This window comes from Aliikangiella sp. G2MR2-5 (assembly GCF_015687155.1).
Classification (GTDB): Bacteria; Pseudomonadota; Gammaproteobacteria; order Enterobacterales; family Kangiellaceae; genus Aliikangiella.
The window spans coordinates 1525719-1538138 of sequence record NZ_JADPQF010000001.1; the positions used below are offsets into that span (position 1 = coordinate 1525719).

The 12420-nt window shown below is 41.7% G+C and carries 13 protein-coding genes; all 13 read right to left on the reverse strand.

Annotated features, from left to right (window positions below; genetic code table 11):
• Positions 1–45: 45 nt before the first annotated feature.
• A complete protein-coding gene (locus tag IYN84_RS06265; RefSeq protein ID WP_196138293.1) occupies positions 46–372 on the reverse strand; it encodes a hypothetical protein in 327 nt (108 codons plus the stop codon).
• Positions 373–472: 100 nt separating this feature from the next.
• Entirely contained in the window at positions 473–808 is a 336-nt protein-coding gene (locus IYN84_RS06270; RefSeq protein WP_196138294.1) for a hypothetical protein, read from the reverse strand.
• 514 nt (positions 809–1322) lie between these two features.
• On the reverse strand, positions 1323–2006 hold the full coding sequence (hda, locus tag IYN84_RS06275) for a DnaA regulatory inactivator Hda (protein WP_196138295.1): 684 nt from the start codon (positions 2004–2006) through the stop codon (positions 1323–1325).
• A gap of 14 nt (positions 2007–2020) precedes the next feature.
• The gene (locus IYN84_RS06280; RefSeq protein WP_196138296.1) at positions 2021–2596 is read right to left on the reverse strand and encodes a CDP-alcohol phosphatidyltransferase family protein; all 576 of its coding nucleotides are present in this window, start codon (positions 2594–2596) and stop codon (positions 2021–2023) included.
• Positions 2593–3930, reverse strand: coding sequence for a DUF2066 domain-containing protein (locus IYN84_RS06285; RefSeq protein ID WP_196138297.1), 1338 nt, complete (start codon positions 3928–3930; stop codon positions 2593–2595). The genes IYN84_RS06280 and IYN84_RS06285 overlap by 4 nt, the downstream gene beginning before the upstream one ends.
• Before the next feature lie 159 nt (positions 3931–4089).
• Positions 4090–5061 (reverse strand): FAD:protein FMN transferase, encoded by a 972-nt coding sequence (locus IYN84_RS06290; RefSeq protein WP_196138298.1) that lies wholly within the window; start codon positions 5059–5061, stop codon positions 4090–4092.
• 123 nt (positions 5062–5184) lie between these two features.
• Positions 5185–6123: an AgmX/PglI C-terminal domain-containing protein gene (locus IYN84_RS06295; protein WP_196138299.1), complete on the reverse strand. Its 939-nt coding sequence runs from the start codon at positions 6121–6123 to the stop codon at positions 5185–5187.
• A gap of 4 nt (positions 6124–6127) precedes the next feature.
• Positions 6128–6652, reverse strand: coding sequence for a biopolymer transporter ExbD (locus tag IYN84_RS06300; protein WP_196138300.1), 525 nt, complete (start codon positions 6650–6652; stop codon positions 6128–6130).
• Between the two features lie 2 nt (positions 6653–6654).
• Entirely contained in the window at positions 6655–7215 is a 561-nt protein-coding gene (locus tag IYN84_RS06305) for a biopolymer transporter ExbD (RefSeq protein ID WP_196138301.1), read from the reverse strand.
• Between the two features lie 40 nt (positions 7216–7255).
• Positions 7256–7969, reverse strand: coding sequence for a MotA/TolQ/ExbB proton channel family protein (locus tag IYN84_RS06310; protein ID WP_196138302.1), 714 nt, complete (start codon positions 7967–7969; stop codon positions 7256–7258).
• 452 nt (positions 7970–8421) lie between these two features.
• Complete coding sequence (locus IYN84_RS06315) at positions 8422–8826, reverse strand: hypothetical protein (protein ID WP_196138303.1); 405 nt, start codon at positions 8824–8826, stop codon at positions 8422–8424.
• Between the two features lie 19 nt (positions 8827–8845).
• Complete coding sequence (locus IYN84_RS06320) at positions 8846–9535, reverse strand: tetratricopeptide repeat protein (RefSeq protein WP_196138304.1); 690 nt, start codon at positions 9533–9535, stop codon at positions 8846–8848.
• Complete coding sequence (locus IYN84_RS06325; protein ID WP_196138305.1) at positions 9519–12419, reverse strand: tetratricopeptide repeat protein; 2901 nt, start codon at positions 12417–12419, stop codon at positions 9519–9521. Before IYN84_RS06325 ends, IYN84_RS06320 begins: the two co-directional genes overlap by 17 nt.
• Between the last annotated feature and the right edge of the window lies 1 nt (position 12420).

Consider the following 12420-nt stretch of genomic DNA (forward strand, 5'->3'; position numbering starts at 1 on the left):
AACTAACGTTTTAACGCTGACAACTAGTCTGAACGACTGCTATCACTACTCTATAAGGTAGATATGCTTCGCCTTGTAGTTAGAAACCCAGAAGCTCGCCGATTCATTCTCGTTATACGAAACTTGAACTGAAGCACCACTAGTTTTTGCCGTCATTAACAGGCTAAACTGAATATTCCCACCGGGTAATGTATGATCAAAACATAGTGGTCGACCCGGTCCATTTTCAACGGTAAAACAAGCCCATTTGGCAGAAGATGTTTCCACGCCGTAAGTGTAAATTCGTTTTACTTTCGTATCGTTAATCCAGGTTTCCGCAAAAACATTACTGGACGCTATAACAGCAACTAAAACTAGTAAAACCTTTTTCATATTAAACTCTATATTTCTCTTATTTTTTCAACTCGCACTAAACGAACAAGCAACTTCATCGACCTAACTTCGACTTCAGGTCATTTTCTAAAAATCAGCATTAATTTTCGGCAAGACTGACTCGGTCGAAATTCAACGTAGAACCTGTTGCACAGGAAGTATTGCTCACATCCCAAAACTTAAGCTTTTTATTATTTGAGTGCGCGACAAGCGCCAATGACATCCAGGATTTACAGGTTTCTACTGTTATACCGCTCGAACTGGTTTGTGAAACATTGCATATGTTGGCATAGTTACTTTCTACAGGACCGTCCATTTTTAGCTCAAGCATTCCTTGTTTGGTTACTCTGACCGCTAAAACATTTGCAGTACAATCAAGTGCAAGTGCATTTCCTGACATCAGGAAAGCGACAATTGTTAACAAAGACTTTTTCACTTTTATTCTCCCAAATTATAACTTTACCTTTTACGATTATTTACAACCGTTGAGTATTTCTTACACATGAACAGGCCCAAGCCTAATAAAGCTTTAACCGATATTTACCGTCTAGCAATTCGCAGCCTTCCTACTAAAGCCGCATCTTCGTTAATTGAACAAATGCCATATTGATAGAGATCAACCGGTATTGTTAAAACACCCTAATATGTTCAAAAATTGTTCAGTCGACGTATTAAAGAAAGAGAAATGAAATTAAAGAGTGGTCAATAATTAGCCGAATTTCCTTATTCAAAGCTCCAACTAAGCTACTACTCCAACTAAGCTACTAGAGGGCAAATAACCTGCTTAAATTTTGCACCAATTTAAAACGGCGATACGATAATTGAATTTAAAGTAAATCTCAAGGCTGGATTGGAAAAAATGTAAATTTTCACAAATAATATAAAAGCGTTCTTTTAATTGTTCTCGGTATTCATCAATAGGGAGGCTTCTGCGTCAATATGGAGTCAGATTAAAGATCAAACAACTCTTTAACCAGAGGGATAGTCACTTTTCTTTGCAGAGCCATACTGGAATGATCAATTTGTTCCAGCATCGCCATTAGAGCGGCCACCGAACGGCTTTTTCGTGTAATCAGAAATTTAACCACTTCAGGTGGGACTTCCAGTCCTCGATGTGAAGCTCGACTGATAAATAATTCAACCTTCTGCTCATCATCCATAGACTCTAGTTTATAAACCTCCATGGCAGTAAGTCGTGATTTAAGATCGGCTAGCGAAAACTGGGTCTGAGCTGGAGCCTTATCACTAAAAACCACCAATGATCTGTTTTCATTTTTTAGATTGTTATAAAGATCAAATAAAGCATTTTCCCAGGAACTATTGCCTTCTACTTTCTCAAGCTCATCGATACACACCAGATCCATAAAGTTCATGCCCTGTAGTATTTCAGAGGTTAAATTAGAATCTCCCAGCGGCAGATAGGCACTACTCAAACCCGCTTTATTAAATTCACTGCATAGAGCCTGAGCAAGATGAGTTTTACCACTTTCAATACTTCCCCAAATATAGATAAATTCATTTCGAGTTTGGGCAGCTGACTTCATTCTGGACAATAACTGCCTGTTGCTACCAATAAAAAAATTATCGAAAGTAGCATTGTCGTCTAATTGAACTTTAAGTGGGATCTGTCGCATGGTAAACGCAAAAGCTAAGAGTCGCTCTCTTCTCCTTTTCGTTTTTTCATTTCTTGCCGATACTTTCCTCCCCACAGCACACCATAATGAATACCACTGCCAATAGTGGTGAAAAAGGTTAAATATACGAGGCTTTCAAGAAACAAGGCTGGAAGTGTTTTATAACCAAGGGAAACCAGAATACTAAAAACCAGCAGGATCTGAATAAATGTATTGAATTTAGAGAAATAGCTGGGATGCATTTCATAGGGGCCCAGTCGATAATGATAATAATAAGCGCCGGAAACAATAAAGATATCCCTTGCCGCGACCACACCGAACAGCAGCCAGCTGATTTCGCCGTTATAGGTCAAAATAGCCATGGTAATAACCAGAAGCGCTTTATCAGCTAAAGGATCCAGGATTGCACCGAATCGACTCACCCAGTTAAATTTTTTGGCGAGGAATCCATCCAGGCCATCGGAAAATCCGGCAATCAGGAAAATGTAGAGTGCATGCTGATACTGCTGCTCAATCAGCAAAAACGAGAGTGGAAACAGGAGAACCACTCTCAAAATTGTAATGAAATTGGGCAGGTACCTTAGAATCATCGTTGCCACCGATAATATACGATCTGGGGAGGCGCCTCAGTATTATCCGTGGCGCTCACTTGCTCATTATCGGCTATAGATTCTACTGGCGCAGGTAGCTCAAGGCCTGCTTCGGCATTCTGCTCTTGCTGTTCTGTTTTAGTTTGGTTCGCGTTAGCCTGCTCTTCTTCTATCAGGGAGCTACCGTCTATCTGGGAGCTACCGTCTATCAGAGCGCTATCTTCTATCAGAGGGCCATCTTTTAACTGAGCAGCAATCTCAGGATTAATAAAGTCACCTTCCCCCGCCTTTTTTACCGCAAAGGGATTGATCTGAGGAGCAGTCTCTTCAATTAAATCGTTGCTTAGTCTTATTTCTTCCTGCAAATTAATCAACTCTCCTAACAAGCTGACTTTAAGTTCAACATGGTTAGAAGCAATACGACTTACTTCAATACTGCGTACTGAAGACAGTCCATCCAGATATTTCTGCAACGATTTATAAGCGGCAAAGCTGCCAACATTGGATACCTGCATCAATAATTGATTCGTTTGTAGCTGCTCCACTACGCAATACTTAGTACAGAGCATCTCAGCCAGATGATTTGTCAGACTCGCATAGAGCAACTCTATGCTGGACTCATTTAGATCAAGGCTCTCTTCCTCGCCTTCATTATAGTAGGTTACTCTCGCTTCCCAGCCTTCTCCAAGCTGAGCGATACGACCAAAGATAATAGCATCCGCCGCATATCGCTGACTTGCTTCAGCTATCGGCATACTAAACCTTCCCCAGATATCGCTTTGCGATATATTAACCTGATCTTCCAGATCCATCAGAGGAAAAATAACAGGCAAACCTCTGCGCCTTGCTTCGCTGCGTAACATTTCAACCTGTGGCTGAACTTCTTCATTTCCTTTGAGCACTTGCCGCTGAAGACTTTCCTCTACCACAAACCACATTATGGTTAATGGACGATTACTACTCCAGATAGGCATTCCTGCTTCCTGAATCAACTGATCGATAAGCCGTGGCTCATAATGGAGAACCAGATTAAATACCTGCTCAGGATCGTCACTTTCAATGGCCTCGTATTCAAATCGCTGTAAGTAGGCAGTGACCTTTGAATAGGCTTTTTGCACTTCATGCGCTGAAAGGACTTGTTCACTCCCACTACGACGCACCATAATTTCTTTAAATCCGGTTACCGCAGCTTTCCAGCGTGCGCTTTGCGACTGGTCTTTAACTGCGACTTCAACCTGGTACAAATTTTCAACTTCTACAGCCCAGGCTACCGGGAAACCGATTCCAAGTGTAAACAGGGTAAAAATCGTACGATATATTGCTTTTTTAATCATATGTATCTCTGACTTTTGTCTGATGCCAATGATAATCTATGTTGGAAGGTGAGCCAAGGCTTTTAAAATAGCTTATAAATCAGACAGATAGTTATTACGGAAGTTTGCTCACTATTGTGACAAGTTTTGAGACTTCTTGCTCAAACTTGTCTGCTGCCATTAATTGGCTTGAGTAAGATCACTGGATAAAAACATTTTTCCTTTGTTATCCACCATAATCGCAGAAACGTTTTCCAACTGATTAACCAGTGCCATTCCGTCTTTTACTCCAAGAATGAAAATGCTGGTGGACAAGGCATCGGCAAAAGTTGAGTCGTCAGCCAGAATGGTCGCACTTTGTATAGCTCGTGCAGAGTCTCCGGTTTTGGGGTCGATAATATGGTGATAACGAATACCATCGGCTTCAAAAAATCGCTCATAGTCTCCGGATGTTGATAATGCAACATCCTCCAATGGTAAATTAGCGATCAGTTTACTTTCATCTCTCGGATGACGAATTCCAATATACCAGGGACGGTCTGTTTTTCGCCCGATAATTCTGGTATCCCCTCCAGCATTAACAAAACCATTGTGTATTCCTTCTCTTTGCAAAAGCTGAATGCAACGATCGACGGCGTGACCTTTTCCGATCCCGCCCAAATCAATTTTTAATCGTTTATCATCAAAAAAAATGGTCTGTTTTTCTTTATCTAAGTGAATATTGCGATAGTTAATGGCTGATTTCAATTCCGCCAACTGACTTTCCGAGGGTTTTTTAGAGTGTCGATAATCATACAAATAACCAATACTGGAAAAACTGATATCAAAAGCACCGTGAGTCAGTTCGGATATTTCAAGTGAACGCGCGACCAGATCAAACAGCTCTTTCGAGACTTTCTGTGGAGCCTTTGCAGCGGAGCGATTGAGCTTTGATAATTCACTGGACTCAATATAGGGACTCATTGCCTGATTAATACGCTCCATTTCGGCAACGACCTGATTAACTATTTTCTGTCCAGATTTTTCGTCGGAAAGCTCAAATTCCACTTTCGCCAAAGTTCCCATGGTTTCAAACTGATGGCTAAACCACTTTGCGTGAACCTGAAAGCTTAGTATGAGAAGAATGAAAGCTAAGGGTATTGATGTTTTCATTAGTTAAGCAGTTTCCAAAGCGTTTTCTTGGAAAAGTAATATTGATGCAGTTTGAGTTTATAAAAGTAGTGCCGCCTGATGTTCAACAGACGGCGCTATTTTTTAACCTATAATTTTGGCTACTTAGCTTGGGAAGAAGTTCATCAAGTAGGTACTTTTCCACACCGCAACATCCATAGCACCAAAATTAATCTTCTTAATTTTTCGCATTATTCTTTTTTCCAGCTCAGGATCGTTCAACTCGCTGGATACAACTACAACATCGGTCACACTACCATCAGGTTGGATGGTAATTCGGAAATTAACTCTGCCCTGCAAAGTTGGCTTCTTGCGTAAAGCTCGATGATACAAACCAAAAATCGCGGGCTTATGCTTTTCAAATACCAGCTGAATATTTTCGTCGCTTCGCTTCAAGGCTCCGCTTTTTGTACGACGCTTGGTGTTTTCAACCGCGTCACCGATTTCACTCTTAATATTCGTGGTATTTTGTCCTGCCAACTGCCCCGTCCCTGATGAGGAGCTTGCCTGAGCAACCTTTCGCCCTCCACTGCCTTTGGTGGCATTTTTAGTGATTTGGAACCTTTCCACTTTAGCAGCCTGTCCCGAATCATTTGACATGCTTTGGTTCTTTTTCAAGTCTTGCATATCATCAGGGTCACGCAAATCCGCCAGCGCATCAAAAACAGCGATATGCTTTTTGGCGACTTCCTTTGCAGACTTCTTTTCTTCCGGTTTCTTTTCTTCAGGCTTAGGCTCTTCTTTAGGCTTTTCCGGTTCCTTTTCTTCCGGTTTAGGCTCCTCTTCCTTGGGTTGCTCCACCGGTGGAGGAGGCTTTACTTCCTTTTTCTTTTGTTCCAGTACCATCTTGACTAGTCGAGGTGGTATTGTCGTTTGTCGATTGCGGTCCGGTTTTTCGACTTCAATAAAAGGTACCGCAATACTGAAAAGCAAACTGAGAACGAGTAAAACAACAAGAATTTTACGATAACGTGACGACTCCTGTTCATCAACATCCCAGGGCAAAATCGGATCATAGACTGAGCGGAATAAATAACTGGCCATCTAACTACCCCGCTCTTCCAGAATCTTTGCTGCCGCGCTTCATTACCGCCATAGAAATATTGGTGTAATTAGCCTGACTTAAAGTCGACAGAATTTTTCGAAGTAATTTGTAAGGAATGGTCTTATCTCCCATAACCGTTACATCCAGGCCTTCGTCTTCTGCCACTTCTTCTGCAGAAAGACCCGCCCAGCTGTTGGCTGCCTGAATTTTCATTTCCTTCAGAAGCTCAGGAATAATCAGTTTTTCATTAGCAAGAACGTCTGCTACTCGTGCAATTGCTCGCCCCTGCACCAGAATATGATCATTGTTAACCAGGACAATTACAGTCTCTTTGGGCAATTGCTGAGCCGTTGATTCGGGAAGCTTAACCGCTTTACTACTCGGTAACTGCTCAACAGCCGACGAGTTTACCAATAGGAAGAACACCAGAATGGTAAAGATATCCATCAGTGAAACCAGATTTAATCCGCCGGTACCAAACCGCTTGTGGTGTCTTTCCATTCTTACTGCGCGATAGGACTTTTTCATTATTAATTTGCCCCCGTCGCAGATTTATTTGCACCAGCGCTATCATCAGGCGGAGCATCGCCCATCGAAATATTAGGAAAGAGCTCCCCCTGAATCACATTACCGTACTCATCCAGCTCTCTTTCTTCACGTTCTATAAGACGAACAGCGTCCATAGTTTGAACCATAATATCGTAATGAGTATCCATTTCCATCAACAAGGTTACGCCAGTGTCGGTATTAAATTCCGGGTGCGCCTTTACCTGCTGCAAAAACGCATTGAGTCCCTGATAATCATATCCTGACTCAAGATTTGGAATACGCTTTAACAAACCTGAATTTCTTTCAAGTACATCGAAGCGATCTGCACGAATAACGACTTCCAATGCTTTAGGAGGCTCTTCTTCAGTTGGAATTTCTTCACTTACCCCTGCAGGTAAATTCAGATTCAGAATTGAAACCTGTGAAAATACTGCTGTAATTAACAGAAAAGGAACTAACACCACCATCAGGTTCATAAAAGCTGTAATATTCAGCTCCGCGTTAGTTTCTTTACTCCGTCTTGCTTTTCTTTCTCGGAACATAAAAGACCCGCTTAGTTAAATTTACCTTATGCCCTAAAAACTAGCTCTTTGGTCGAGCTGGAGCTTTAGGCTCAGCTGGTCTTGCATCTCTGATCAAGTTAACGAATTTAACCGAAGCCATCTCGATGCTATCAACTATTTCTGTTGTCTTGGTTTGTAAGAAAGTGAAAGCCAGTAACAGCGGAATCGCTGCCATTAATCCGAATGCTGTTGTATTCATTGCAATAGAAATACTGGCAGACAGAATATTTGCCTTCTCGGCAGGATCAACATTGGCAACAGCGGTAAATGCTTTGATCAGACCTAAAATGGTCCCTAATAATCCAAGCAAGGTTGCAATATTAGCGAATGTTGCAAGGTAAGGTGTGCGCTTTTCTAGCCGAGGAAGAATTTCCATCAAACCTTCTTCCATCGCCATTTCGAGATCGTCATGACGACGTCCTTTACCAACTTTATGTAAACCGTACGCCAAAATTCTACCAATCGCAGACTTTGAGTTACTGGCAACTTCCAGTGCCTGACGGAAATTACCCTGATTCAAAATAGGCAGTAACCTTTTCCAGGCGCTCTTATTTTTTGCTTTCATCATATTCAGGAATATAAATCGCTCGAGTGCGATAGCTAATCCCAGAATAAATACGATCATAATGGGGTACATAAATGCACCACCATCCTGAAAGAAACTAATAATCGTCGAAAATAAGCCTGGATCAGCTTGTTCTGCGGATGGAAGTGGTAGATTCGATTCAGCCATGGTCATTCTCTATTTAATATTAACTAATCTCTAAAAACTAAAAATGATAAGGAGACGGCGTTTAAAGTTATGCCGTATCCTGATGATAACTTCTTTGTTTCCTATTTATAGCCCACTACTGTGAACTCCAAATTGTGAGCTCCAAATAGCAAATGATTTATTATCCCGTTTAACAGTCGGGTTAGATATAAAGCCTTTATATTAACCTATATATCCTTTTCCAATAGATTAATTTACTACTTTTCCTGCTTTTCTCTCGGCGACTCTATCACAAGAGTTGTTAAGCATTACATTACGGGTTTAGTGTACACTCGTCTGCTTGCTCAAAATGCGAATGACTCGAATAACATAACAGAATCTCGATCTCGTGCAAGTAGACTCTAACAGCCATCCTCTAAAAGCCTAATCAGTTCACATAATGAGATGCCTGATATAAACGCCTTATTGACAGCTTATTCGGCTTCACCGTCTTTTTCTGCTTTATTTTCAGTTAACTGGTAATAAAAATTTACCTGTTTAGAAAATACATCCGGATCGACCGGGGCATAAATTTCGTCCACTAATCGATTAACTTTAGGCAAAGCCGCCGGTACGGCATTCGATTTCCATGGGACAATGTAGAGTACGTTGGGTAGCTCTTTATTTCCGGAAATATTCATCCCTAAAACAGTTTCCTGTATTTTTGCTCTTGGATTTGCCTTTTGTTCTTGCGCAGGCGCAGCTTCATTTTCTGGCATATTCTGTTCTTGCTCTTGGGCAGACTCAGCTCCAATCAAGTTACTGGAACTAAAAACGAGCAAAAGCAGGAATCCCCGTTTAGCGATGGCTGAAAGTGCTGGCAATGTTTTTAACTTCATTTGTATTTCCCACCATTACTCATTGTAAGCGGCGCTTTAGATCCGCAACCCAACCAGTCACCTTTTTATCTTCAGGCTCTTCAGTCTCAGATTTTAGCATAAGATATGTTTCAAAATGCTTTAAAGCCAACTCAGGCTGGTACAAATAAATATCAGCCAGAATCGCCAAATTCAAATGGCCAGCCAAATAATCAGGGTAAACTTCGAGTGCTTTCTGATAAGCAGATAAAGACTTGTCAAACTCTCCGTTTTCCTTTAGCAGAATAGCCTTGAGATTTAGCGCAACATAGTTATCGGGCTTGATTGATAGTGCAGTCTCTACCGAGTCCAGAGCGAGATCATTCCTACCTTGCACCATATAGACTCTTGCCAGTCGATAACCAGGGCCTGAAGACTCAGGATGGTCAACCTGCGCTTTCTTTAAAGCCTCCACGGCTTTATCGAAATTTTTGTTTTCTAGCAGAGTATTAACTTCAGCATAAATTTTGATGAGCGACAAAGGAGCCGTAATACCATTCATCGGGTCTTTTGCTTTAATTCTTGGTTGCGCGCTATCCTGTGCTGCTTCGTTTTGGTTATTTGCAGTAACTTGTTGATCCGGTGCCGAAGAAGAATCTGACTCGCCCGGTTTCATTGAAGAACAAGAAGTAAGCAGTACAAATCCACTGAATAACGGTAGCCACTTTAAACGACTAAAATTGAACTTCATTCAGGGCCTCCAATACTTCGTTTTTATCGTATTGCGCTGGCTTCAGTTTTTTCAGCTCACTAATACTATTTTTGACGGATTCATCGTATATCTTCTCAGCCGTTCGTCTTGCATTCACTTCATAAAACTCAATTGCTTTATCTTCAAATGGCAATGCTTGATCTTCAAGAAGGTATCCATACTCTTCAAGTTCATCCTCATCGAGTCCTTTCGGTCTTTGTGATGAAAGCAGGTCTTTTGAAAGTATATGGTAGATTTCCGCCACTTTATGCGTGCTTGCAGTCGTAAACTTGGCGACGCCAAACTGTGCGATCGAATTGTAAGCTTGCAGCGCAGTCTTCATGGCAGCACGCTTTTTCTTTAGCGAATTGGCTAATGGTAAGTTTAACTTGATCGCCTGGAACTGTTTAAATAAATCTTCACTCAATAAAAATTTGTTTTCCGCAGCCAAAAATGTTGTTCGACTGTTATTTTCTGATTTATGTTTATAGTAGAAATCAACAATTTTTTGGCGCCAGAACAAACTTTTAGTTTTATCGCCAGCTTGCTCATACAAGGTCACCAGATGGTTGCGTCCTTCCTGAGCCAGTAAGTAAGGTGATGGATATTTCCACACGTAGTTCTTAAAGCTGGCTATTGCCTGCTTATTATTCTTAGCTTTAAGGTAATAGTCAGCAACTCTCCAGTATCCTTCACGCGCAAGCTTAGGATCGCTTTGGCTCTCAGCTATGGCTAAATGTGTTTGTGCTGCTTTGTTCCAGTCACCTTTGCTCTCATAAATTAAAGCTAATTTCTCAGGTATAGTTTGGGTCAATCGGTGTTTGGGGTATTTCACTTTAAATGATTCAAATAACTTCCCAGCTTCCCCCCACTGCTCACCAACCAGTAACAAGGTTGCTGCATCATAGTGAGCATTGATCGCTACAGCAGAGCCTGGCTCTAACTGAGTAACTTTCAAGTAAAGAGAAACTGCAAGTTCACTTTTTCCTTCAGACTTTGCCCCTTCAGCTAACTGGTATACCGCCTCAACTCTTCTTTCTCGAAAGGTCTGACGCTGTTTCTTGGTTAAAGTGGCATTTTTCAGAAGGTCGGTAATCGCAACTTCCGCTTCTGCATAGCGTTTCAAATCAAACAGACCATTGGCAATTATGATTCTTGCACGATTTGCCTGCTTCTGCGTTGGTTTTCTGGGTAATAGCAATAGCTGTTCGCTCGATGCAATAGCGCCAGCAACATCTTTGATCATCAATTGTTGTTCAGCAACCCTCGCAAGTATTTCCGGAGCTTTTTCATCTGAAGCAAATGCTTTAACAAACATTTGCCCGCTCTTAATTACACTGGCCAGTTTTTGTGAAGTAGAAATATTTTTCGGGTAGCTGACATTCTGGTACGCAACCAAAGCTCTATAGCCAGCATCTCTGGAGTATTTGGACGCAGGGTTTTGATAGGCGACAACTTCATATTCCTTGGCTGACTCCAGTAACTGTCCACCATCACTAAGAGCTTCAGCTAATAGGAAACGATATTGAGAATCAACAGAAGGGTCATTAAATGTATAGAGTATCTCTCGATACCATTTCGCTGCAATCAGATAATCCCCGGGCTTTTTTGTGCTCTGCGCCTGAGCGTGATAAAAACGTGAAATATCATCCAGGTGAGTTCGCAAAAACGGTAATAGGTCTTCTATAACCTTGCCGGAGTACTTTTGCCAGAATGCACTTTGACGACCGTAGTTAACTACGAATTTTTCTTTTGCTGGCAAAATCAAACTCGGAAAACCGCCAACTCGATAAATCTCAATAATCCGTGTGTGAAATTCCGGCGATGACAAAGATAGCGGATGACCGTCGATAAAAGCAAAATATGTATCCGCGGCATCTTGATATCTTTCCTGTTCAACATAAAGTTCTGCCAGGGCTTGATAGATCTCATTTTCAAAGGACTTGCTACCAAACTTGGCAAAATAAGTTTTCGCAGAATCGGCGCCTTCCAGATTATAAAATCCGAGCGCAATTACGCGACGCGTATCGGCGAGCAAGTCATCGGTTAACTGCACCAGACCTGTGCGGCTCTTCTTTTGGTATAGGAGGCGTTCGTAAAGCGTAAAAAAGTCTTCCTGGGCTTCCATATAAAAACTTTGTTTAAAACGAGACCAACCTCTCTTATATAAAGCTTTGTCAAAGTACTCGGTATTTTGACCATTTTTAATAACTTCACCATAAGCTTTTTCAGCTGTTGCATATTGCTTGCGAACAAAGTATGACTCGCCTCTTCTAAACTGACTTTCTACATAAGAATTCGATTCATCATGAACCACTGCGATTTTGTCGAGAAGTTGCAAAGAAGCTTCGGGGTTCTTATTGAGCGCATGTGCCCGTGCTAACTGGTAGCGAGCCTCATCCGCTGAAGCGTACTGGGGAAATTCGTCGAGCAGGGTTTGATAAAGACCCACCGCTTTTTCAAATGAAGCCGACTTGACCGCAGGCGTCATCTTATCTGCCTGCCCTGACTCAACAAACTCCATCTTAGCCTCGGCCAGACGTAAAGTAATATCAGCTAATCGATGCAGAGCTTCCTGTCGAACAATGGGATTTCCCCTGGTCAGCAGCCTTTCATAGCTCTGAACCACTTGTTCAGCGTTAATTTTTTGTATTTGTGAAGTTTTCACTTCGACTTCCTGCTGATCAATAAACTCTACTTTGGGCTCAAGGTCAGCAGGATTAACCGGCTTAATTGGAATTATCGGCTTGATACTGGCACACGACGCGAGGAAACCGGTCACCACCAGCCATGACAAAGCAACTTTTAATGTTCGGCTTTTTGTTAAGGATGTTCTGAGCGTATTCAGGTACTTTCTACCTTCAATAGATATTTGCCGTTGCATA